The 24343-nt window shown below is 67.5% G+C and carries 16 protein-coding genes; 9 read left to right on the forward strand and 7 right to left on the reverse strand.

Annotated features, from left to right (window positions below):
- Window positions 1-1110: 1110 nt before the first annotated feature.
- Window positions 1111-1548: a hypothetical protein gene (locus ACWDUA_RS05525; protein WP_449749994.1), complete on the forward strand. Its 438-nt coding sequence runs from the start codon at window positions 1111-1113 to the stop codon at window positions 1546-1548.
- 1876 nt (window positions 1549-3424) lie between these two features.
- Here the strand turns inward: ACWDUA_RS05525 and ACWDUA_RS05530 are convergent.
- Window positions 3425-3829: a hypothetical protein gene (locus tag ACWDUA_RS05530; RefSeq protein ID WP_449749995.1), complete on the reverse strand. Its 405-nt coding sequence runs from the start codon at window positions 3827-3829 to the stop codon at window positions 3425-3427.
- A 204-nt stretch (window positions 3830-4033) separates the two neighbouring features.
- Between ACWDUA_RS05530 and ACWDUA_RS05535 the strand changes: the two genes are divergently transcribed.
- Window positions 4034-4231, forward strand: coding sequence for a hypothetical protein (locus ACWDUA_RS05535; protein ID WP_449749996.1), 198 nt, complete (start codon window positions 4034-4036; stop codon window positions 4229-4231).
- Between the two features lie 16 nt (window positions 4232-4247).
- On the opposite strand, the gene ACWDUA_RS05540 is transcribed toward ACWDUA_RS05535, so the two are convergent.
- Window positions 4248-5084 (reverse strand): LysR family transcriptional regulator, encoded by an 837-nt coding sequence (locus ACWDUA_RS05540; protein WP_449749997.1) that lies wholly within the window; start codon window positions 5082-5084, stop codon window positions 4248-4250.
- Window positions 5085-5163: 79 nt separating this feature from the next.
- Between ACWDUA_RS05540 and ACWDUA_RS05545 the strand changes: the two genes are divergently transcribed.
- On the forward strand, window positions 5164-6090 hold the full coding sequence (locus ACWDUA_RS05545; protein WP_449749998.1) for a DMT family transporter: 927 nt from the start codon (window positions 5164-5166) through the stop codon (window positions 6088-6090).
- A 119-nt stretch (window positions 6091-6209) separates the two neighbouring features.
- On the opposite strand, the gene ACWDUA_RS05550 is transcribed toward ACWDUA_RS05545, so the two are convergent.
- The gene (locus ACWDUA_RS05550; protein WP_449749999.1) at window positions 6210-6779 is read right to left on the reverse strand and encodes a TetR/AcrR family transcriptional regulator; all 570 of its coding nucleotides are present in this window, start codon (window positions 6777-6779) and stop codon (window positions 6210-6212) included.
- A 110-nt stretch (window positions 6780-6889) separates the two neighbouring features.
- Between ACWDUA_RS05550 and ACWDUA_RS05555 the strand changes: the two genes are divergently transcribed.
- From ACWDUA_RS05555 to ACWDUA_RS05570, 4 genes are all read left to right on the forward strand, one after another.
- Window positions 6890-7588, forward strand: a complete 699-nt coding sequence (locus ACWDUA_RS05555; protein ID WP_449750000.1) for an alpha/beta fold hydrolase — start codon at window positions 6890-6892, stop codon at window positions 7586-7588.
- Between the two features lie 229 nt (window positions 7589-7817).
- Window positions 7818-10091, forward strand: coding sequence for a protein kinase domain-containing protein (locus tag ACWDUA_RS05560; RefSeq protein ID WP_449750001.1), 2274 nt, complete (start codon window positions 7818-7820; stop codon window positions 10089-10091).
- A 31-nt stretch (window positions 10092-10122) separates the two neighbouring features.
- On the forward strand, window positions 10123-12279 hold the full coding sequence (locus tag ACWDUA_RS05565; RefSeq protein ID WP_449750002.1) for a protein kinase domain-containing protein: 2157 nt from the start codon (window positions 10123-10125) through the stop codon (window positions 12277-12279).
- Between the two features lie 354 nt (window positions 12280-12633).
- Window positions 12634-16851, forward strand: coding sequence for an acyltransferase family protein (locus ACWDUA_RS05570; RefSeq protein WP_449750003.1), 4218 nt, complete (start codon window positions 12634-12636; stop codon window positions 16849-16851).
- 37 nt (window positions 16852-16888) lie between these two features.
- On the opposite strand, the gene ACWDUA_RS05575 is transcribed toward ACWDUA_RS05570, so the two are convergent.
- From ACWDUA_RS05575 to ACWDUA_RS05590, 4 genes are all read right to left on the reverse strand, one after another.
- Window positions 16889-17794 carry an SGNH/GDSL hydrolase family protein gene (locus tag ACWDUA_RS05575; protein ID WP_449750004.1) on the reverse strand — a complete coding sequence of 302 codons (906 nt, stop codon included), beginning with the start codon at window positions 17792-17794 and terminating at the stop codon, window positions 16889-16891.
- A gap of 233 nt (window positions 17795-18027) precedes the next feature.
- Window positions 18028-18522: a peroxiredoxin gene (locus tag ACWDUA_RS05580; RefSeq protein ID WP_449750005.1), complete on the reverse strand. Its 495-nt coding sequence runs from the start codon at window positions 18520-18522 to the stop codon at window positions 18028-18030.
- The gene (locus ACWDUA_RS05585) at window positions 18519-18959 is read right to left on the reverse strand and encodes a DUF3052 domain-containing protein (protein ID WP_449750006.1); all 441 of its coding nucleotides are present in this window, start codon (window positions 18957-18959) and stop codon (window positions 18519-18521) included. The genes ACWDUA_RS05580 and ACWDUA_RS05585 overlap by 4 nt, the downstream gene beginning before the upstream one ends.
- Window positions 18960-19096: 137 nt before the next feature.
- On the reverse strand, window positions 19097-19651 hold the full coding sequence (locus ACWDUA_RS05590) for a hypothetical protein (protein ID WP_449750007.1): 555 nt from the start codon (window positions 19649-19651) through the stop codon (window positions 19097-19099).
- A gap of 433 nt (window positions 19652-20084) precedes the next feature.
- Between ACWDUA_RS05590 and aceE the strand changes: the two genes are divergently transcribed.
- Window positions 20085-22805: a pyruvate dehydrogenase (acetyl-transferring), homodimeric type gene (gene aceE / locus ACWDUA_RS05595; RefSeq protein WP_449750047.1), complete on the forward strand. Its 2721-nt coding sequence runs from the start codon at window positions 20085-20087 to the stop codon at window positions 22803-22805.
- Between the two features lie 131 nt (window positions 22806-22936).
- Complete coding sequence (locus tag ACWDUA_RS05600) at window positions 22937-24208, forward strand: PucR family transcriptional regulator (protein WP_449750008.1); 1272 nt, start codon at window positions 22937-22939, stop codon at window positions 24206-24208.
- The last annotated feature ends 135 nt before the right edge of the window (window positions 24209-24343 follow it).

Consider the following 24343-nt stretch of genomic DNA (forward strand, 5'->3'; position numbering starts at 1 on the left):
GGAGCTACGCGACGCACGCCTGCGACGTGAGCAACGCCGCCGGGAGAACGAAGCCGCCACCGCGGCGATTCGTTCTGCGATGTCGTCGGCACGGGGTGGGGTGGCATGAGAATCTCGCTCGAAGTGTTGGGCCGGGAGGTCCTCGCGATCGAGGTCGTCGGCGCAGACGAGGAGGACGCCGACGGCCTCGACACCTCGATCTACGAAGTGAGCGCCGAGACTGAACGCCCCGATCTTGCGGAATGGCGTGACGAACACGACGACGCCCAACTGCCCGCGGTCATTGTCGCAGGCCACCATCGAGGCACGCGCCGACCGCGACCCCAGATCGTCCGCGTAGGCACCCGCCACCACCGCAACCAGACACGACAAGCGACCGTCGAACGTCGACCGCCCAGCGGATTCGGATTCACCAGCAGTCGGATTCAGCAGCAGAGAGCCCCAGCAATGAGCAACCGCCCCGACCCCGACCGACACCCGCACGCCTACCGAGCATGGCTCGCCGACCAACAACAACGGCAACGCGTGTTGAATCAAACACGCGGGTTCGGGCGTTACGCCCCACCGCCCGAGCAGAGCGACCATCGACGTCCGACTCGACGCTAGGGTCCGATTGGACGACTCCGGTCGGTGCCGTTATCCACCAGTGTCAGAGTTGACGATTAACCTGAACAAGAGCGATAGACATTCTTCAGAAGGGTGCCAGCATGGCCGGTCGAAATGACAACGAATCGGAGTCTGAGCAGCCCGCCGACGCCCAAGACCGACGCATTACGGACAGCGCCGACCGGCCCGAGTTTGTCGATTGGGGATCGAGCGACTCACTAACCGGCAGCGCCCCACCACCCCGAACACGGCGACGGAAAGGGTAAGACCCAATGAGCAACCCAGAAGACAGCGGTGAGGATTTCCCGGTGGTCGAGACGCAGGGAACGACTGAGACGCCAGAGTTCGTCGATTGGGGGTCGAGCGATGTGCAGACTCACGGCCAGGACCCGGACTCAGTGCACTTCAAGCACGAACGTGGCAACTGATCGCCCCCGGGGTCCCGAAGTCTTCTCCAATCATCTAGAAGGCCTACTGCAACGCGAGTACGACCGAATGGCAACCATGACCGCCCGCGGAGAAGTCATCGCGCGCACAGTGCTATCGATCTTGACCGTCCTAGTTGCGGCCGCCGCGCTCGCACTCGGCGCGAGTATCGGCATTCGCCCACATACCGCGACATGGATCATCGCCGGGGTTGCAGCGTTGTTAGGGATCGGTGCCCTCGCCGCGGCGTCGCTGGCGCAGTCGGCGCCAAGTCAGATTCTCTCTACGTCGAACACGATGCTCGTCAGGATGATCGGCGACAAGTGGATCGACCAGGATGACGACCCACAACGTGTAGTCGCCAAGCGCCACGTCGAGGCAATAATCGCGCTTCGGAAAGCCAACGAGCGACGGGCGTGCCAGGCCAAGAGAGCGCTACAGTTTCAGCTTGGTTTCGTAGTGGTCCTCATCGCGGCCGTGGCAACAGAAGTGGTGTTGCAGATCCTTCAACACTGAGACCCCCGCTAGCGACGACCCGCGGGGGTCTCGTTGCCGGGTGGACTGCGCCGCGTTGGGGAGGTCATGAGACCCGGACGCAACCGACCGGTCGAGCCTATGGCGGCCGATCAGACGTTGTCCAAAGTCGTCGGGTTCAGTCCGCAACCAGTCCGCAGAACGCGACGCAAGCAAGATTAGACAACGGTAACGATTACCGTAGTTTACGCACTCCAACCAGAGGTTTTCGGTGAATCATGGACTATCGCCGGTAACCTCCGGTAAAGTATGTTTTCGCAGATAGCGGAACTTACACACCAGCGGTCAGGGGTTCGAATCCCTTTGCGCGCACCAGGTCAGAGGGGTTGTTCGCTCTCGCTGGCGTCGTCACATGCGATCGTGTCACAAGTCGGTGACACTGTGACAGACACCGAACTCCTATGCCTCGTGCCACAAGGTAGCGATCCTGCGGTCATGTCGGGTGCGCAGCGCAGCTCCGCGCTCCCACTGGGACGGTGTTCACAGCCAGTTGTAAGGGCTGGTGGTGCCGACGCGGATGATCTGGTATCCAATCCCCTCGCGCTCTGTCAGCAGACCGGAGACCACCCGTGTATCTGCGAGCACCACGGAGTACCGCCGTTGACGAGAGCCGGATTTCCATACTTACGAGACAAAGTGAAGGCGAGAACTCTACCGGGGAAGAATCCCCGATTCCGACTCCCCACCTTCTGTGTCTGTTCTGCCAGCGTCACGTAGACACTACCGTCCCAGTCACCCCCACAGAACGTTCCAGCTCTCGAAGTCGTCAACCCCCGCGCCCGTGTAAGAGGTGCCGGTGTGGTTGGGGCGTAACGTCATTGATCGATCATGACCACCCTACGTCGTGGCGAAGTAGCCCGGGTTCATACTCGCTTGGGTCTCCGTTGGCGCAGCACTGGCGGTACCGAGTGATGCTCCCAGGAACAGGGTCACAGTCAAGGACGCAACCGCGAGAATGGCACGGATCGAGCGCATGTGAGGCTCCGTTCTAGGGAACGTTTCAGACGGGTGAAACCTACCCCGTCGGGCATTCACCTACCAGCCGAAATACCGAAACTCATCTGAACGGTGGAATCCCTCGAATAGATAGCAGTTCTCACTCAAATCGCTCCAGATATCCGAGGACGGGTTAATCCTCAAAGATGACAGCGACTTTTTCATATTCACCCGCCAACTTTCCCATTTCCAAAATCACCCCACCCATTCATACCAATTGGCGGGGCACACGTACGACCCCGGTCACCAGGCGTTCATACGTCTCATCGGGGCGCACCGGGGCGTATCGAGCAATCCGAGGGTCGGTCGCTGATCATTCGCTTGTGAAGTTCATCGGCAAGTCCTTGAAGCACACACATCCAGGCAAGTAGACAGACATCAAGGGTGCTCGCTCATGCGGCCGGAGGTCTCAGAGCCTCAACGCGGCACCCAGATGATCGCGGCGCGTCTCCGCGCCCTGGTGGAGGATGAGCAATTTCCACCGAGCATCGGACTCGATCGCGAGTCGGCGCCTCCTGTTGACCAGGTTCGATGCGAACCCCGCTGTAAAGGCGAACACCCTCGCCGACGTGGTGGGTCGGTCCAGCCAGTTCGTCCGCCCGCGACTGCGGCGCCTCGACGATGCCGGGATCATCGAGACGGCTACGACGCGACCCCTGCGCTTTCGGCTCACTGCACGGGGCGTATCGCTCCTCGAACTGGACAAGAACCGCTGCCCGCCAGGTCCCCGACGGACCGACCCGTCTGCGGTGAAAGGCGCCGTGGAGATGATTCACCGATCACTCACTCCGATCTGGCCTGATTCGGACCTCGGACACCGATCCTCGGTGCCCACTTCTACATCGAAACACCTTCGGGTGCTTCACATTCCGGGCATCGCCGCGATCTTCCTCCTGATCCTCTGGTCACCGCCGGCCCTGCTCGTCGAGTTGCAGATATCCGACGAAGCCGGATACCCGCGTCCCTGTAGACGCGTCCCGTCGAGGCGCAGCAGAGCCACCACCGACAAGACATCCGACAGCTCGCATTCCTCGATCACGTCGTGGTGACTCCGGCCGACGAACAATGCCTTGTCCACATCACGTGGACACCACTCGCGCTGCGTGTGTTCCGACAACCGTTGCGCCACGTCGCACACCGCCGCCATGTACGCCGAGTAGCTCTGGCCCGGATGCTCGAAACCCAGAGTCGCCAGAGCTTTCGCCGCATGGCGGTCATACACCGCCATGCGATCAGGCAGCGCCGCGGTCAGGATCGTCGACGCCACCGCAGGGCCATGCCCGCATCCCGGTACCGACAACACCGCCGCACGCGCCGACCCGGCCGCCTCCGGAATCGGACCGAGGGCAGCGAGACGTGGTCACCCAACGTTCCGCAGGCCAGGCCGGGTAGCACCGGGCTCATTCGAACCACCGACACCGCTGCACCGGAAACACTCGAACTGGAAACGGTGGCCGCTACGCTCCAGCACATGCTGGGCATCGTCGCGATCTTCCTCCTGGTCCTCGTGGTCATCGCCGTCGCCGTACCGATCGCGACGGTGGTCTTCAACAAGAACCGCGATCGACGGCCACCGGGCCGGCCTCCGAGTGGCCCGGTGACCGGCCCCGACGTCGGCAACGGCAACGGCAACGGCAACGGCAACGGCAACGGTGACCAGATACGTTGACCGAGTACCGGATTCACTAGTCCACCAGGACGTCCTGCGGCGGCAGCACCGACCGGATACGACGTGTCACCGCGGCACGGACACCGGCCGGAACCCGTGGACCGGTGGCCAGGTAGACGGGCACGGCAGGGAGCGGCGGGAGCCCGCGCACCCGCTCGAGTCCGTCTGGACGCGCGCCGATGCGTGGGAGTGGGGTGATGCCCTCCCGATGACGGACCGCGGCCACGACAGCGGTGAGATTGGAGCATTCCCGAACGATCTCGAAGTCGGCCACGCGGCGGGAGGCCACCGCCTGATCGCGGACCGCACACGGGCGCTCGAACAGGATCACGCGGTCGGTCGGGGCCCCGGGGACCCCCAGCCATTCCAGAGGCACCGTGGCCACTTTCGCACTGCCCTGCGCGTGGCTGGTCAGGGTGACCGCGATGTCGGCCCTCGAGTCATGGAGCATCTCCCGTGCCCGCGCACTCCGGGTGAGACGCAGGCGGATGACCGCGTCGGGAAGCTCGGCGCCGAGTGCGGATATCAGCGAGGGCACGAGCCCGTCCGCCGCATGCTCCGAGGCGGCGACGATCAGTTCGCCGTCGGCCGCCGGGGTCAGCGCGTCGACGGCCTCGTCGTGCAGTTCAAGGATCGACCGCGCGTAGGTCGCGAGCAGCTCGCCGTCGCCGGTCAGGGTGATGCCGCGACCCTGGGGCATCACCAACGCGGCCCCGACCTGCCGCTCCAGTCGTCGGAGATGCCCGGACACCGCGGGCTGCGACAGGTGCAGCGCCTGCGCCGCACACCGAACGCTGGAGAACGCGACGACCGCGTCGAAGCTCCGGAGCGGGACGATATCCAGAGTGGTCACCTCACCGATCGTGTCACAACCATTCACGATTCGTGATCGGTCTTGGGGTTGTGTCGGCAGGCCGACAACGATCTAGATCATGCGATCGAATGCCTTGTCCGCCCGACTTCTCGTCCCGACCGTCGTGTTGTACGGCGCCGGGTATCCGCTCGGTAGTTCGACCGTGGCAATCATGTCGCCGCGTTTGGTCGTCCTCCTGCGGTTCGCGCTGTCGGCACTGATCCTCTGGGTGATCGTCGCCATCCGACACCCGAAACGGCCGTCGCGGCGCACGGTGATACACGCCGTCATCGCCGGCGTCCTGACGCAGGCGGTGCAGTTCCTGAGCCTGTACTGGGCGCTGGCGAACGGCGTGTCACCGGGACTGGCATCATTGATCGTCGCGCTCAATCCCGTTGTCACAGCACTCATCATGTCCGTCACGCTGGGGCATCGCGAAAGCCCCGCGGGGGCGGTCGCCCTTGTTCTCGGCGTCGCGGCGGTCGTCCTCGCCTGCACTCCGAAGCTCCTCGCCGACCATTCCATCGGCATCCCGGTTGCCGCCGTCGTCGTCGCAATGCTCGGATTGTGCTACGGCGGCATCCACCAGGGTCGCTATTGCGCAGACGTCGATCCGTGGACGGTCACCGCCATCGGCGTCACCGCCTCCACCCCCATCGCCGCGGTCCTGACCCTCACCGGCCCGGCCGAGTGCAGCGACTGGCCGCGCGCGATCGTCCTGATCGTGGTCATGACGGTGCTGACCTCGGTCGGCGCGACCACGCTGTACGCCGCATGCATTCGCCGGGCGGGGGCGCGCGCGGCGTCCATCCTCTTCGCGGTGATCCCCGCGGCCGCGAGCGTGATGGCGTGGGTCGGACTGGGCGAGACCCTGTCGCCGTATGCCATCGGGGGTCTCCTCCTCGGAGCCGCGGCGTGCATCGTGCAGAGCCGGACGCCGGCCCCGAGACCCGAACCCACGCTTCTCGCACGGAATACGACGAGGGGTTCCGCCACGGATGCATGACCCGACGCCACGCCCCGACCGGTGATCCGAAACGGAACCGGGGACGGCTCAGATCAGCAGAACACCTGTGGCACAACACTTCCTGACACCACCATTCCCGGTGCCGCGCCGACCCCCGGTCAGCGCGGCGCCGGGAAGAGCTGGTTCACCGCCCGACGCAGGGTCTCGCGCACGCGCGTGGGTCCGTCCAGTTCGGCCGACTGGAAAGCCCCGTCATGGAGGAGCATGAGCAGCCGTGCCGCGTAGTCGGGGTCCGGATGGCCGAGATCGGCGGCGAGGTCGCGCAGCACTCCGGACAACCATGCCCTCTGATCGTCGATGACCGCTCGAACCGGATGGGTCCGATCGGGATACTCGGCCGCGGCGTTGAGGAATTGACAGCCCCGGAACCCGTCCTCGAGCGTGGAGTCGCCGAGGGCCGCCATGACCGCATGCAGCGCCTCCAGCGGCGCCTTCCCCGCCCGGGCGGCATCCACCGATTCGCGGATACCCTGCGCCGTGTCGGTGAGGTAGGCCGACACGAGGTCGTCCTTGCTGGGAAAGTGCCGGTAGAAGGTGGCCTTCGTGACCGACGCCTCCTTCACCAGGCGTTCCACGCCGACAGCCTGAATCCCTTCCGTATAGAAGAGGTGCGAGGCGGTGCGCAGGAGCCGATCCCGGGGACTCGTCATGGATTCAGTAGTCGTCACCCGCCCAGTATACGAGAACGACCGGTATCTCTGGCTTGCGTGGTGGCGGGCAGAACGACTAGTCTTTCTACTACCGGAGAGACCGGTCGTTCTACCAGTAAGGAATCTTCATGAGCAGCAACCCGACCATCGTTCTCGTACACGGGGCGTTCGCCGACTCGTCCAGCTGGAGCGATGTGATCCCCCAACTCTGGGGCCGGGGCTTCGATGTGGTCGCCGCACCCAACCTGCTTCGTGATGTGAACAGCGACGCCGAGTACGTGTCCTCGATCGTGCGCGCCGTCGATGGCCCCGTGGTGCTCGTCGGGCACTCGTACGGCGGCGTGGTCATCACCCGTGCGGCACAGCAGCTGCCGAACGTCAGGGCACTGGTGTACGTCGCCGCATACCAGCCGGACACCGGTGAGAACGCCTTCGGTCTGTCCGGGGCGACCGCACTCGGCGCCGAGACCTCCACGGTCCTGACCCACGCCGGCGAGCCCGAGCTGCGGGTCAACGCGGACAGCTTCGGCGAGGTCATCGCCGGTGACGTCGCACCCGAGCGCGTCCGCCTCAGCGCCACCATCCAACGACCCGTCACCCAGAAGGCCCTCACCGCCGATCTCGAAGGCACACCGGCATGGCGCACGCTGCCGTCGTGGGCGCTCATCGCAACCCAGGACAACGCGATCCCCGTGAAGGAGCAGGAATTCATGGCCACTCGTGCCGGCTCGCACATCGTGCGGGTCGACGCATCCCACGCCGTTGCGAGCTCACGCCCGGAGACGGTCACCGACATCATCGCCGAGGCCGCCCGCGCGGTCTCCTGATCCGTACGGTCCTGCGTCCGTACGATCCTGCTCCGTACGGACGCAGACGGACCACCACGGCTCCCGAGAGGCTCGTCCGCCGAGGGGGCCGTCCGTCCATGGTCATGGGACCACCCCGCGCGTGGTCCCATGACCGGCCCCGACGGCCGGGTCCGGCCGTGGCGACACTCCCCTTCGGTATCGTCAACGCGGGCTACACGGCCGGAACATGCCGAGGGGACGGTTTTCTGTGAGCGGGGAGTATGTGGGCTCGATCGCGGGCTACCGCCTGCTCGGGCCGATGCGCGTCGACAGCATCGGACAGGTGTTCCTCGGCGACCACGACACCCCGCCGCGACACGAGGACCTGCGCATCCTCCCTCCCGGAGCGGCCGCCGACGACGCCGGCATCCGATTCCACACGCAGGCCCGCGCACTTGCACGGCTCCACCATCCCGGACTCCCTCGGGTCACCCACCATGGCATCGACCAGCAGTACGCGTGGCTGGCCACCACACATCTCGACGGTGTGCCACTGCCCGCCGGGCGACGTGACGACGCCGAGGCCTTCGCGATCGCATCCCTGGTCGCCGACGCCCTCGACCACGCCCACCGCAGCGGTGTGCTGCACACCGATCTCGCCCCCGAGGGCATCCTACTCACCGCGGCCACGCCGCCCGGTGCTCCCGGAAGCGTCGTCGTCCTCGACATCGGCGTCATCGGTCTGATGCCCCGCCACCAGGCCAATCCGTTGTCCGGTGGGACCTCTTACACTGCCCCGGAAGTACGCGCGGGAGGCACAGCGGGGGCACCGGCGGACCAGTATTCGCTGGCCGCCATCCTGTTCACCCTGCTCACCGGGATGCCGCCGGCTTTCTCGTTCACCGGGTTCGGCGCCCACCGCCCCGATCTCACGGTGCTGGACCCGATCTTCGCCCGCGCCCTCGCCGACTCCCCTGCCCAGCGCTATCCCGATTGCCGCAGCTTTGTCGGCTCGGCGTCGGCAGCGCGCTCGGCGACGATCCCGGTGGCCGACGACCCGGTCCCCTCGCTTCGCGGCCGGGCACAGCCGACGGTCGTACCCGCCGACACCACTGTTCCCGCTCACACCGCGATCCCCACCGACAACGGGTCGCCGTCCGCCCCCTCGAATGACGTATCCGGGTCGGATGCGCCGGACCGGTCGCGCAACACGCTGCCCCCACCGGACCCCGTCGCACCGGCACCATCGGCGAGGGAACAGCCGCCGACACCGACCCTGTTACGTGGCCTGCCCGAGCCCCCGCCACCCCCCGACACCGACACCGACACCCCATCGCCATCCACGCCGTCGCGCCGGAGCCGACGGCACCTCGGTGGCATCCTCGCCTTGGTGGTCGCGGCCGTGGTGATCGTCGCGGTCGCGGTGTCGGCGCTGGTCATCCTCCGCAGCGACACCGCCCCGGCGCAGACCACCACCGCCACGACGTCATCGACCAACGGCACCACGTGCACGATCCGCGAGGGCTCCGTGTGGTGCTGGGGCGAGAACTCACGCGGCCGCGTGGGGGACGGCACCACCGAGAACCGCACGAGCCCGGTCAGACTGTCCGGCCTGAGCGACGTGACCGGGGTCGCCGTGTCGTGGACGTCGGTGTGTGCGATCGCCGGCGGTGCGCTGTACTGCTGGGGCGGCAACGACAACGGGCAACTCGGCGACGGGTCGACCACCGATCGACTCGAACCCACCAGGGTCGGCGCGCTGTCGGGCGTCAGCTCGGTGGCCACCGGCACCGACCTCGTCCTCGACAGCGACCGACTGGCCTACCCGACCACCACCTGCGCGGTGGCGGGCGGTTCGCTGTACTGCTGGGGCGACAACTCCCACGGGCAGGTGGGCGACGGCACCCTCACCGCGCGCCACACCCCGACCAGGATCGGCGGTGTGCCCGACGCCACCGCGGTCACCACATCGTCGGCGGTGACATGCGCGCTCACCGCGCCGGGCGAGGTCTACTGCTGGGGCAAGAACACACTCGGCACTCTCGGCGACGGCTCCGACACCGACCAGCACGTCCCGGTGCGCATCCCCGGCCTGTCCCGGATCAGTGCCGTCACCACTGCTGTGGGCACCACGTGTGTGATCGGCACCGAGGGCCGGCTGTACTGCTGGGGCAACAACAGGTTCGGGCAGCTCGGCGACTCCTCGCGTCGACCGGCACGCACCCCGCAGCGAGTTGCCGATCTCCCGCCGGTGACCGCGGTGTCCACCGAGAGCCAGACCGTCTGCGCCGTCGCCGACGACAAGCTGTACTGCTGGGGCAACAACCCGGTCAACGCAGCCGGCCCGGACGAGCGCGGCTACCTGATCAGCCCGCTGGAGTTTCCGGATCTGCCCGCACCGGTGACCGCGGTCGCCACCGCCGGCTACAACACCTGCGCCACCGCCGGCGGCAAACTGCTGTGTTGGGGAGCCAACACCGACGGTCAGCTCGGTATCGGTGACACCACGAGCACGGCGAACCCCGGAGAGGTCCTGTTTTGAGCGCACCATCCGACCGATCCGGACCCCGACGGTGACCCGGCTCGAGACCGGCCACGAGTTCGCCGGCTACCAGGTCCTGGCGCCGCTGGGCGAGGGCGGCATGGGACAGGTCTACCTCGTCGAGCATCCCCATCTCTTGCGTCGCGAGGCCTTGAAGATCATCTCGGTCACCGCGTCGCACCGCGAGGAGTTCCACCAGCGTTTCACCAACGAGGCTCGCACGGTGGCATTGCTGCGGCATCCGGGGATCGTCGCGATCCACCACTACGGGGTCGAGAACGGTTCGCCCTGGTTCACCATGACCTACCTCGACGGTCAGGACCTCGCCGCGGGTGGTCTGTCGGACGCCGAGATCGGGGTGGTGGCGACCCGCGCCGCCGACGCACTCGACTACGCGCATCGGCACCAGGTGATCCACCGCGATGTGAAACCGGCCAACATCATCGTCACCCGCGAGGACGACGGTTCGATCGACCAGGTCGTGCTGCTCGACTTCGGGATCGCCAAACTCGCCGACTCCACGCGGTTCACCGCCACGCAGGCATTCATCGGCACCTTGGCCTACGCCGCACCCGAGCTGCTCGACGGTCTGCCCGCCGGGCCCGCCACCGATCAGTATGCGCTGGCCTGCACCGTCTACGAGTTACTCACCGGTGTCGCCCCGTTCGAGGCCCCGACACCGTCGGCGATGATGGCCGCGCTGCTCTCCAGACCGGCACCCCTGCTGAGCGTGAGGCGGCCGGATCTGGTCGCACTCGACCCGATCTTCCACCGGGCCCTCGCCAAGGACCCGTCGCTGCGATTCCCCGATTGTCGATCGTTCGCGGCCGGGCTCGCCGATGTGCTGCGGACCTCGGCCGCGGGCCCCCGCCCGACCGTGGACCGGGGTGCGTCGACCCCCGACCGGGTCTCCTTGTTCGGGCCGGACGGCCCGGTATCGTCCGTCACCGGCACACCACACACCGGGATGTCGACGGCGCCCGGTTCCGGTGCAGCGGACTCACAGGCGAGGGAGTCGAGCGCAGCGGATTCCGACGCGGCGACAGTCGACCGCATCACACCGCGACGACAGCGACGACGCCGGGCGATCCTGCTCGCCGCGATCACCGCGCTGGTGGTGGTCGCCGTCGCCATTGCCGCCACCGTCCTGACGACGCGGTCCAATGGATCGCCTGCCGACCCCCGGCCGCCCACCGGCCAGATCAGCGCCATCTCCGTCGGCACGTTCACCACCTGCGCCGTCCGCGACCGCGCCGCATACTGCTGGGGCAAGAACGACGAGGGACAGATCGGCGACGGCACCACGACGTCGCGGTCGGTCCCCACCCGCGTCGCCGGACTCACCGATGTCACCGACATCGTCACCTCGAGCACAACCACGTGCGCGGTGGCCTCGGCCGAGCTCTACTGCTGGGGTTCCAAGGCCGCACGTCCCCGGAAGGTATCCGGTCTGTCCGACGTGACCGACGTGTCGACCAACGGGTTCAGCTTCTGTGCGATCGCCGACAGCTATCTGTTCTGCTGGGGCGGCAACAGTTCGGGCCAGCTCGGCGACGGCGCCCGCTGGTATCGCACCGCCCCGACCAAGGTCGAGGGCATCCGAACCGTCACCGCCGTCTCCGTCGGCGAGGACAGCACCTGCGCGATCTCCGGCAGCAACGCCTATTGCTGGGGCGGCAACTCCTCCGGCCAGCTCGGCGACGGGACGACCGTCGACCGTGCGGAGGTCACCCAGGTGAAGAATCTGCAGTTCCCGGGCTCGGTGAGCACCGGAGGCCTTGCCGGCCGGGGGACGACATGTGCGGTCACCGCCGACTACGCGGGCTACTGCTGGGGTGCCAACGAGCACGGCCAGCTCGGGGACGGCACCGCGACGGATCGGCGCGTGCCCACAAAGGTGAGATCCGGTCCCCTCCTCGACATCGACACCTCCGAGAACACCACCTGTGCTGTCACGACGGCACGCGAGGTCGAATGCTGGGGGTCGGTGCGGGCCGGCGCCGACGACGTGCTGCTCCCCGCCACGATCAACGGTCTCCGAGGTGTCACCGCCGTGTCCGTCGGCGATCTGCGGAGCTGTGCGATCGCCCGTGACGGCGCGTATTGCTGGGGTGGGAACATCGACGGCGCGATCGGCGACGGTACCACCACCAGCCGCACCGCACCCGCTCGGGTCACGTTCCCCTGATCGGTTGAATCTGCAACGAAATCGACTGCGCCACCACAAATATCACCCAAACCACCCGTTTGTCGTCCGGCCAAAGGACACCCCGTCGTGGCGGGTTCAGCCCGAGCTGAACCCGGTCTACACTGGCCCGCTGGTGCACCCCTCACGACGCACCTCGGCACCGCCCTCTGGACACGCTGTCCCCGAACTCCCGGTGGTGTCACGGTCGCGATCCGTTTCGTCGCCGGCCGCTGTGTCACCGACCCACGGTGACCGTCCCCGAGCTCTACCAGAGCCGCTGTACCCAGAAACAGCTGTACCCAGAACTGCTGAACACGGACCCATCTCCTTCGACCCGGAGCCTTTCGCTGCCGCATGCCTCGCCCCATCCACTCCGATTCGCCGTATCTGCCCGCACTCGACGGTCTGCGCGCTCTTGCTGTCGGCGCTCTCGTCGCGTGCAACCTCGGGATCCCCGGATTCGCCGGCGGCTCCCTCGGGGTGACGGTCACGTTCGTGGTGAGCGGATTCCTGATCACGTCGTTGCTGCTCGAATCACGTCGGTCGACGGGCGGATTCGGTGTGACCCGCTTCTGGGCCGGCCGGATCCGACGTCTCCTCCCCGCGCTGGTCGCGGTACTCGTCGTGTCCTTGGCGGCGACCGCGATCCTCGACCGCAACGCGCTGACGGCCAACGCCTGGCAGGCGTTGTCGGCGGTGTTCGGTGCGATCAACTGGTATCCGGTCGCAGGCGGTCCGCCCACCCCGGCCGGGGGACCGTCACCGTTCGCCCATCTGTGGCCGGTGGCGATCGACGCACAGTTCGCTGCGATCTGGCCGCTGCTGTTGCCGGCCCTGCTGGCAGTGACCCGTGGGCGGATCACCCCCGTGCTGCTCGCCCTCGCCGCGGCATCGATGATCGGGGCGCAGCTACTGCTCGACGCCGGCCACGACGTGGTTCGGGTGGCTCAGGGCACGGACACGCAGTGCGGTGCCCTGCTGCTCGGCGCCGCGCTGGCGTTCTGGCTGCCGGTCCGGGCGTACTCGGTCACCCACAACCAGCGCTGCACACTCGATGTGCTGGCGCTGGTCGGACTGGGAGTGATCGTCGCGCTGCTCATCCATCCCGGTGATGGTTCGAACTGGTCCTACGCGGCGGGCCTGGCCGTACCGGCGGTCGCCACGGTCGGTGTGGTGATCGCGGCCCTCGCGCCCGACACCCTGGTCGCCACACTGCTGGCGGTGCCGCCCCTACGTTGGCTGGGCGAGCGCGCCTACGGCATCTACCTGTGGCATCTGCCGGTGCTCGCGTTCCTGCCGTTCCTGGTCCACACCGAGCATCTCGCCGTCACCGCAACCATCACCGTCGTCACGAGCGTGCTCCTGGCAGCACTCTCGTGGCGCTACCTCGAGGAACCGATCCGCCGCCATGGTCTCGCCGCCGTCATCACACCGCGAGCCACGGCAGACACGCTCATGAATCATCTGCTCACCGCCCTGATCTCCCTGTTCACCCGCGTTCTTGGCTGGCTGACCGCAGCGCAGGAACGGCACCTGACCGCCCGGTCCGCGAGTGCTGCCGCCGAGGTCGCCGCACTCTCCGACGATCCGGTGGCCGACCCGGTGATGCCCGGCCCTGCGAAGTCCGGCGCCTCGGTGCCCGGGAGCGAAGGCGCCGACCCCGCCGATCCCGATGGCGGAGGCGCCGAATCGCCGCTGGTCTCGGGATCACCTCCGACGTATCTCCCGGTGGACACAGCGCTCCTCCCGGTGGACACAGCACTTCTCCCGATGGACACAGTGCTCGTCGCACATCTGCCGGGCACCGAACCGGTGTATCTGCTGCCGCTCCCCCCGAGTGACCCACTCCCGGACACCCCGGCGTACGACGATGCCGATGATCGCCGGCTCGATGGCCACGACTCCGATGCCCACGACTCCGATGCCCACGACTGCGATGCCCACGACTGCGATGGCGATTCCGTCGACGTCGATCACGACTACGATCACGATCCCCACCACGACGACGATGACGGCCCAGACGTCTCCCCCGACGCGGATGATGGGTCCACCACCACCGGGTCCGGGACCACCCAGTCCGGGACCACCGAGGCCGAGTCCCCCAAGACCCCCGAGTCCCCCGAGACCCCCGAGACCCCCGAGTCCCCCGAGTCCCCCGACGAGCGTGAACCCGCGGCCGAGACCGACACCGACCTCGGCACCGCACCTGACACGGACGGCGCACCTGACACAGACAGGGCACCCGAAACGGACGCCACACCGTCGCCGGCCACGGCGACGGTGACCACCACCCCGAATCTGCGACAGCGGCGCGTCACGGTGCCGGCTCCCCGGTCCGACACCGACGACGCCGACGACACCGACGACGCCGACGACACCGACGACACCGACGACACCGACACCACTCCATCGGAGCAGACCACCTCCGACAGCGCCGGACCGGACACCGACAGATCCCCCAGCACCGATTCCGACAGCATCGATTCCGACAGCATCGAACCGGACGAAGCTGCCGATACCGCTGCCGATACCGAGACCGAATCGAGTCCCGCCCCGGCCGCGGCCACCACGAATTCGACTGCGGAAGATTCCCCTGCGGAAGACTCCCCTGCGGAAAAAGTCACAGCGGAGAAAGTCACCGCAACGGCGATGGCGGCACCCATCGCACCCCCGGCCCGGCCGGGACCCGTCCGTACTCCTCCCGGCCCGGGCCGAATCCGACGCTCGCGAGCGCTCGACGGACTGCGCGGGATCGCCGTCCTGGCGGTCGTCGTCTACCACTTCTTCGGCGACACCATGCGCGGCGGCTACCTGGGCGTCGACATCTTCTTCGTCCTGTCCGGCTTCCTGATCACCTCACTGCTGGTGCGTGAGTACGGCGCGACGCACCGGATCTCATTACCGGAGTTCTGGACGCGGCGGGCGCGGCGCATCCTCCCGGCGGCGGTCACCGTGCTGGTGATCTGCACGGCGATCGCCGGCCTGCTGGGTGGTGATGTCGCGGTGCAGCTGGTGCAGCAGTTCCTGGGCTCGCTGTTCTTCGTCAACAACTGGGTGCAGATCAGCCAGTCGCACAGCTACTTCGCCGACACCACACCGCAGATCTTCATGCACTACTGGTCGCTGGCGATCGAAGAGCAGTTCTACGTCATCTGGCCACTCGTCATGATCGCCATCCTGTGGCTGACCCGCCGATTCGGCGGTCGCGCCCAGATGCGGATCGCAGCGGGCGTGGCCGTCGCACTGGGCGCAGCGTCAGTCGGCGCGATGATCGTGCTCCACAACCCCGACACCGATCCCAGCCGTGTGTACTTCGGCAGCGACACGCACTCGTTCGGCCTGCTGACCGGCGCGGCCCTGGCCTTGCTCATCACCGTGCCGGGACCGGACGCCGCCGACTCGTGGCCGCGCCGCGTCAGCGCCCGCACCGCACTGCTGGTGAGCCGCACGGTCGCACCGATGGCCTTTGCGGCGCTCATCGCGCTCGTCTTCCTGCTCCCCGACACCGACCCGCTCACCTACCAGGGCGGCCTCCTGGTGGCGTGCCTGCTGACCGCGATGACGGTGCACACCGCGATCCGCGAGATCGGCCCGGTGGCGCGGCTGCTGCGGATACCGGTGCTGCGATGGCTCGGCGAACGATCGTTCAGCCTGTATCTGTGGCATTGGCCGGTCGTGGTGTTCCTTCGCCAGGGCCTGCAGGGAGACACCGCGGGCTCCGGTGTGGACCTGCCGGACTGGGCGATCGGCCTGATCGCCGCGGCGATCACACTGGTCGTGTCGGAGGCCTCGTACCGCTGGATCGAGACCCCGTTCCGACGCCGGGGTTTCCGCGGGGTGGTGCGCGGACTGGCCACCTCCGCCCGAATCCCGGCGATCCCGGTCGCCACGCTCGCAGGCGTGCTCGCGGTGAGTCTGCTCGCGGGGGTCGCCCTGGGCACCAGCCCGGCGAAGTCCCAGCTCGAGCAGAACCTCGAGCAGCTCGCGCGGCTGCAGGAACAGGCCAACGCCGCGCCACCCCCGCCACCGTCACCGGTGGCCTCGTCGGTGCCGACGTTGCCCACCGGCCGGGAGATCACCGGCATCGGGGACTCGGTGATGCTGGCGTCGTCCCAGGCACTCACCAGCCGCTTCCCGGGGATGTACATCGACGCCGAGGTGTCCCGCCACTACTCCGGCGGTGAGACCGTCATCCAGTCGCTGGCCGCGAGCAACCGACTGCGCAAGTATGTCGTCCTCGGCTTCGGCACCAACGGTCAGGCCTTCGACGGCCAGCTCGATCGCATCCTCACCGAGATCGGCCCGGGACACAAGATCGTGTTGCTGGTTCCCTACGGTCCCGTCGACGGCATCCCGCAGGCCGCGCAGCAGGCGTTGCGTTATGCGCCGCGCCACCCGAATGTCTTCCTCGCGCCGTGGTGCCAGATCGCCGCGGCGCATCCCGAGGACCTCAACTCCGACGGGGTGCACCCGGTGGGGCCAGGAGTCTGGCTGTACGCCGACGCCGTGACCGCGGGGCTGCGTCAGGCCGTCACCGGAAAGCGTGACCCGGGCATCCGCTGCCCGATCTGAGCCGCCCCTGGGCGGTCCCGGGGATCGCTCCGGCGGCTCAGCCCGCGACCAGCCGGGTGGCCGGCGCCGCTCCCGCACCGTGGGGGTAGGCGGTGGCCAGCGCATCGGCGAACCGCCGATTGCGCTGTGCGGTGGCGGCCGCGGTGTAGTGGATTCCGTCGGTGAACATGTCCGGCCGGGCCACCGACGCCCAGTCGTACACCGCGAGATTCGGGTACCGGGTGGTCGCACGCCGCAGCGCGTCGTTGAAGGTGGTCATCGCGGCCGTCCCGAACGCCGGGTTGGCGGGATTCGACGACGCGATGGTCGGCCAGAGGACGGGCTGCCCCTGGAGCTGACGCATGATCGCATCGATGCGTGCGTCGGCGTTCACCGAGCTGCCCGACGAGATCGCGCCGGCGTCGTTGACACCCATCGCGATCACCCAGCAGCCGTGGCGGCCCGCGGCCAGCTGAGATGCGACGGCCGCGGTGGCATCCGGTGACGGACCGTCCACCACCGCCCGCCCGCTCAGCGCATCGACGCGGACGTCGCGGGCCCCGACCCGGCGATAGTGCGCGGTGGCGGTGTCGTCGGCGGCCGGTAGGGCACTCGCGACGTCGGCGTTGAGCGAGGTGGAGTCGCCGACCTGGGTCACACTGGTGCAGCGTGACATACCCGGACGGTCCTCGGACCGCGGTAGGCCGGGAACCGACGGCAGCCCCGGGATCAGCGGCAGCAGATCTTGCAGCCGGAGATCCGGTAACCCGCTGTCGGACGACGAGTTGGCGATGCCGTTGATCACCGCCGGGAGGTCGTCGACCGGGGTCGCTGACGATGACCCGGCACCGAGGACCGATCCGATGCCGGCAACCGACGCGGCCGTGGCCACGCCGAGCATGCCCAGGGTGAGGCGGCCGAGCAGGCGTCGGCGGCGGGAACGGGCGACATGAGATGACTGCACATTAACCACAATGGTCACACTGAACTACACCAGTCACACCTGTCGCAACCACAGGACGGCAACGAGTTGATCAAGACCCGCCGGAGACACCGACACAAGCGGCACACCGGACACTGAAAAGGTGCGACGCCGACAATGCGGACGATCACCGACGCAGACACGACAACGCGACGGCACACACCGGCAACGCGGACGTGACCGGGACAGACCTCCATCGGGGGTCAGCCCATCACTCAGGCCCGGGCTACCCCGAGTGCCTGTTCCCAGAGTTTCTCCGAGCGTCCCTCACCGGGTTCCATCACATCGGCGAACCTGATGGTGCCGTCCGCGTCGACCAGGAACGTGCCGCGATCGGCGTAGCCACGGGCATCGTTGAACACCCCGTATGCGCCGGCAACCGCACCATGTGGCCAGAAGTCGGACAGGATCGGGAACAGGAAGCCCTGCGCCGATGACCACACCTTGTGGGTCGGTGGCGGACCCACCGAGATCGCGACGGTCCGCAGGTCGTCGTCGACGAACTCCGGCAGATGGTCGCGGATGTAGCCCAATTCGCCCTGACAGGTCCCGGTGAACGCCAGCGGGAAGAACACCAGCAGCACCTTGTGTCCGGCATCACGCAACGCCGACAGCGACACACGCTGGTTGTTCTGATCCCGCAGTTCGAAGTCGGGAGCGGTGTCACCCTCACGGAGGTGACCGACGGGCGAACCCGTTGAAACGGTCATGGGCGCTTGCCGGCGGTGCGAGACTTCGGCTGCACCAGCCGTGAACCCGACCAATCACCGAGGCTGACCACCGTGGTCTGGGTGAGTCCGGCGGTCGGCGCGGCCTCGGCGATCTCACTGGGATCGACGTACCCGTCGTTGCCGGTCTTGGGTGACACGACCCAGACGTATCCATCGTCGGCCAGAGGGCCGATCGCATCCATCAGCCGGTCGACCAGATCCCCGTCTCCGTCGCGCCACCACAGCAGCACCACGTCGACGACATCGTCGGCGTCCTCGTCGACCATCTCCGCGTCGATCGTATCCTCGATATCGACCCGCAGATCGTCGTCGGTGTCCTCGTCCCAGCCGAGTTCCTGGACCACCATGCCCTGAGCAAAGCCCAGCTTCTGTGCACTGCTGCCGTCGGAGCCAATGCCCCCTGAGGCGGCTACCACCGCGCGAGACCTCCTGAGATCTGTGTTCACGTCGTCCGGCGACACGTCCGTGTCAGCCGTAGCACACAGCGTAGTGCACCACCGGCCCGTTTACGTCGGCGAATCGCGAGGCATGCCCCGGTTTGTCCTCCGACCGATCACCCGGTCGGCACCGGCACCACCGCCGACGTGCGGGTCGCGATCCCCGGTGGCGGCGGCAGATACCGGGCGCACGCGTCGAGGACCGCCTGCTTGTCGGTGCTCCACCGGGTGGCGATGGGGTTGAGTCCGGTCAGTTCGTGCGCGCCGATCGCATCCTCGAGCCGCTTCGTGCTCCCCAGGAAGGTGTCCACCGGTGCCGTGAGATCGGCCGGGACCTCCGGATTGCGGGCGTCCCGAATCCGGTCGGCACCCGCGATCAGCGCCGCGCGCGCACGATCATCGAGGTCACCCACCTTGTCATAGGAGTGGAATCGGTTGAGTGCCTCGAGGAAGTCGTTGTATCCCTTGACCATCACGACCATCGACGAGGTCGCCGTCCGGCACAGGGCGACCGTCGCCTCGTGCCGGTGCGCCGAGGCCGCCGACACCGACACCTCCGAGCTGTAGAGCGCGAGCTGATCCGACGGCGCCGTGCCCGATCCGGTCACCGAGGTGGCACAACCGCTCACGACCGACGCGACCAGCGCCATCCCTAGGGTGATCAACGACACACCGCGTCCGCGCGTGGTCCGCGCGGACGACGGCGGTTCACGGTGGGTACCGCTCGCCCCGGCACCACCGACCCATGGGCCCTCGGCGCAGCGGACATCAATGCAGGACAGATCACCTCGGTGCCGCAACTCGCCACCCCTCACTACTCGCCGGTAACGCCTGAGCGAACGCTACCGCAGGTCAGCGCGCGGATACCGAATAGCCACTCACCCGATGCCAACCATCGGCGCATGGGGCACGATAAGAAGCGGGCACGTGAGCGGGCACACCATCCTCGCGTCGTGTCCGCATGTCATCGACCGCCGCGCACCACCCCGCGCCGGCCCAGATCGAGGAGTAGGCATCACCGTGACCGAACAGGCAGAATCCACCGACGCGACCGCCACCAACGGCGTCGCCCCGTCCGCGACATCCGGCGCCCGCGTCCGGGTCATCCGCGAGGGTGTCGCGTCGTATCTGCCCGACATCGACCCAGACGAGACCACCGAATGGCTGCAGTCGTTCGACCAGCTCGTCGCACACGCCGGCCCGGCACGTGCGCGCTACCTGATGCTGCGCCTGCTCGAACGCGCCGGTGAGCAGAACGTCGCGATCCCCTCGCTGACGTCCACCGACTACGTCAACACCATCCCCACCGAGAACGAACCGTGGTTCCCCGGCGACGAATCCGTGGAACGCCAGTTCCGCCAGTTCATCCGCTGGAACGCCGCGATCATGGTGCACCGCGCACAGCGTCCCGGGGTGGGCGTCGGCGGCCATATCTCCACCTACGCGTCGTCGGCGTCGTTGTACGAGGTCGGCTTCAACCACTTCTTCCGCGGTATCGACCATCCCGGCGGCGGAGACCAGATCTTCATCCAGGGTCACGCCTCCCCCGGCATCTATGCGCGCGCCTTCCTCGAGGGCCGGATCGGCGCGGAGCGGATGGACGGCTTCCGCCAGGAGCACAGCCATGCCGGCCCGGGCGGCGGCCTGCCGTCGTACCCGCACCCGCGGTTGATGCCCGAGTTCTGGCAGTTCCCGACGGTGTCGATGGGACTGGGCCCGATGAACGCGATCTACCAGGCGCGGTTCAATCACTACCTGCACGACCGTGGCATCAAGGACACCTCCGACCAGCACGTGTGGGCGTTCCTCGGCGACGGCGAGATGGACGAGACCGAGTCGCGTGGCTTCGCCAGCTTCGCCGCCACCGAAGGCCTCGACAACCTGACCTTCGTGGTCAACTGCAACCTGCAGCGGCTCGACGGCCCGGTGCGCGGCAACGGCAAGATCATCCAGGAGCTCGAGTCGTTCTTCCGCGGCGCCGGCTGGAATGTGATCAAGGTGGTCTGGGGCCGCGAGTGGGACTCGCTGCTGCACGCCGACCGCGACGGTGCGTTGGTCAACCTGATGAACTCCACCCCCGACGGCGACTACCAGACCTACAAGGCCAACGACGGCGCCTTCGTCCGCGAACACTTCTTCAACCGGGACCCGCGCACCAAGGAACTGGTGAAGAACATGACCGACGCGGAGATCTGGAACCTCAAGCGCGGTGGCCACGACTACCGCAAGATCCATGCCGCCTACGCCGCGGCGATGGCCCACAAGGGTCAGCCGACGGTGATCCTGGCCCACACCATCAAGGGCTACACGCTGGGCAAGCACTTCGAGGGCCGCAACGCCACACACCAGATGAAGAAGCTGACGCTCGACGACCTCAAGGCGTTCCGCGACTCCACCCGCATCCCGATCACTGACGCGCAGCTCGAGGAGAACCCCTACCTGCCGCCGTACTACCACCCCGGGATGGATTCGCCGGAGATCCAGTACATGCTCGATCGCCGCAAGCGCCTCGGTGGCTCGCTGCCGGTCCGGCGCACCGTCGCCAAGCCGCTGCACCCGGATGTGAGCAAAGCCCTCAAGACCACCGCGAAGGGGTCGGGCAAGCAGCAGGTCGCCACCACCATGGCGCTGGTCCGGGTCTTCAAGGATCTCCTGCGCGATCCGGAGATCGGCAAGCGGATCGTGCCGATCATCCCCGACGAGGCGCGCACCTTCGGCATGGACTCCTGGTTCCCGACGCTGAAGATCTACAACCGCAACGGTCAGCTCTACACCTCGGTGGACGCCGAGCTGATGCTCGCCTACAAGGAGAGCAGCGAGGGTCAGATCCTGCACGAGGGCATCAACGAGGCGGGGTCCGCGGCGTCGTTCACCGCCGTCGGCACCTCGTATGCCACCCACGACGAGCCGATGATCCCGCTCTACATCTTCTATTCGATGTTCGGGTTCCAGCGCACCGGTGACAGCTTCTGGGCGGCCGCCGATCAGATGGCCCGCGGGTTCGTGATCGGTGCGACGGCCGGCCGCACCACGCTGACCGGGGAGGGCCTGCAGCACGCCGACGGCCATTCGCCGCTGCTCGCGGCCACCAACCCCGGCGTGGTGGCCTACGACCCGGCGTTCGCCTACGAACTCGGTCACATCGTGACCGACGGCCTCAAGCGGATGTACGGCGACGACCCGGAGAACGTCTTCTATTACGTCACCGTCTACAACGAGCCGATCAGTCAGCCGGCCGAGCCCGCCGACCTCGACGTCGAGGGCGTGCTCAAGGGCATCTACCGGTTCAGCCCGGCCGCACCGGACAAGCAGTACCCGGCCAACATCCTGGTCTCCGGCGTGACCATGCCCGATGCCCTGCGGGCGCAGGAACTGCTCGCCGATGAGTGGAATGTCGGCGCATCGGTGTACTCGGTGACCTCCTGGAGCGAACTGGCCCGCGACGGTGTGGCGATCGACCGGGCGTCGGTCCGTGAGCCGGGTGCCACGGCCGGGACGCCGTACGTGACCGAGGTACTCGGCCGCTCCTCGGGTCCGTTCGTCGGCGTCAGCGACTACATGCGGGGCGTCCAGGAGCAGATCCGGGCCTACGTGCCGGGGACCTACCTGACGTTGGGCACCGACGGCTTCGGCTTCTCCGACACCCGTTCGGCCGCACGCCGCGTGTTCAACGTCGACGCCGAGTCGATCGTGGTGGCCGTGCTGGTCGCCCTGGCCCGCGACGGGCACATCGATTCGTCGGTGGCCGCGGCGGCCGCCGAGCGGTACAAGATCACCGATGTCAACGCCGCGGCGGTGTCCTACGCCGACACCGGCAGTGCGTAGGTCGTTCGCACCGGTGTGATGGGCTTGTCCGTCTCACGGTCATCTCGTGGCAGTCCCCACCGATCGTCGGTGAGGACTGCCACGACGTCGTGTCGGGGCCGGTCGGGCGCCTCGCGGACTACATTGGATGGGTGTCCGACGCCCGGGTGAACCAGCCCCAACCACCGGCCGACGTCTTCGGGGAGCGCGGTGCCCATGTGCCCGCGCCGGCGACGGTGCACGATGCGTTGCCCGACACCCTGCTGCGCCGGGTCAAGCAGTACAGCGGCCGTCTGGCCACCGAGGCGATCCACTCGATGCAGGATCAGCTGCCCTACTTCGCCGATCTCGACGCCGCGCAACGTGCCAGCGTGCAGCTGGTGGTGCAGACCGCGGTGGTGAACTTCGTCGAGTGGATCCAGGATCCCGAGGGCAACGTCAAATTCACGGTGCAGGCATTCCAGGTGGTCCCCCAGGATCTCGCCCGCCGCATCACGCTGCTGCAGACCGTCGAGATGGTCCGGGTGGCGATGGAGTTCTTCGAGAAATGGTTGCCGCTGCTGGCCCGCAACGACGCACAGCTGCGGGCGCTCACCGAGTCGGTGTTGCGGTACGGCCGCGAGATCGGCTTCGCCGCTGCCGCCATCTACGCCTCGGCCGCCGAGTCGCGGGGCGCGTGGGACTCCCGCCTCGAGTCGCTCGTCGTCGACGCCGTGGTCCGCGGCGACAGCGGTCCGCAGCTGATGTCCCGGGCGGCGGCGCTGAACTGGGATTCCGACGCCCCGGCGACGGTGATCATCGGCGCTCCCCCACCCGAGCAGAACGTCTCGGTCCCGCTGGCGATCCACAACACGGCGAAGGGACACGACCGGGCGGCGCTGTCGGTGGTCCAGGGCACCCTCCTGGTGACCATCGTGTCCGGGCCGATCCGACCCACCGATCGGTTCACCCTCGAGCTGCTCAACCACTTCGCCGACGGTCCGGTGGTCATCGGGCCGACGATGCCCAATCTCAACGCCGCGCACGCCAGTGCGACCGAGGCGATGGCGGGGATGACCGCGGTGGTGGGCTGGCCGGGTGCGCCGCGCCCGGTTCACAGCCTCGAGTTGTTGCCCGAACGGGCACTCAACGGTGACTCCACCGCGACGGCGACCCTCATCGACACACTCGTCCGACCGCTGACCCACGGCGGGTCGACCTTGAACCACACCCTCGAGTCGTATCTCGACTGTGGTGGGTCGGTCGAGGCGTGCGCCCGCGAACTGTATATCCATCCAAATACCGTCCGGTACCGACTGAAGAAAATTGCAGAAATCACAGGACGTGACCCAACTAACCCCCGTGACGCGTACGTCTTACGGGTCGCGGCGACCGTCGGCCGTTTGACACGCTTCAAGAACGAATCGTCGCCATCCGCCCCATAGAACCCACCAGTAACATCACAGATATACTGTTTTCGCTGGCAGAGGCCTTATGGACACGGTTGTGTAACGAATCTCGGAGTGATGACGATGCGGGTGGCGCCGCGGTTACCTTTGTAGGAACCCTACAAATCCGTC

This window comes from Gordonia sp. NPDC003376 (assembly GCF_053589235.1).

What these genes read in the sequence shown, in the direction of transcription:
- ACWDUA_RS05525 (WP_449749994.1), top strand. Translation starts at nt 1,111, where the DNA reads ATGACCGCCCGCGGAGAAGTCATCGCGCGCACAGTGCTATCGATCTTG.
- ACWDUA_RS05535 (WP_449749996.1), top strand. Translation starts at nt 4,034, where the DNA reads ATGCTGGGCATCGTCGCGATCTTCCTCCTGGTCCTCGTGGTCATCGCC.
- ACWDUA_RS05545 (WP_449749998.1), top strand. Translation starts at nt 5,164, where the DNA reads ATGCGATCGAATGCCTTGTCCGCCCGACTTCTCGTCCCGACCGTCGTG.
- ACWDUA_RS05555 (WP_449750000.1), top strand. Translation starts at nt 6,890, where the DNA reads ATGAGCAGCAACCCGACCATCGTTCTCGTACACGGGGCGTTCGCCGAC.
- ACWDUA_RS05570 (WP_449750003.1), top strand. Translation starts at nt 12,634, where the DNA reads ATGCCTCGCCCCATCCACTCCGATTCGCCGTATCTGCCCGCACTCGAC.
- ACWDUA_RS05580 (WP_449750005.1), bottom strand. Translation starts at nt 18,522, where the DNA reads ATGACCGTTTCAACGGGTTCGCCCGTCGGTCACCTCCGTGAGGGTGAC.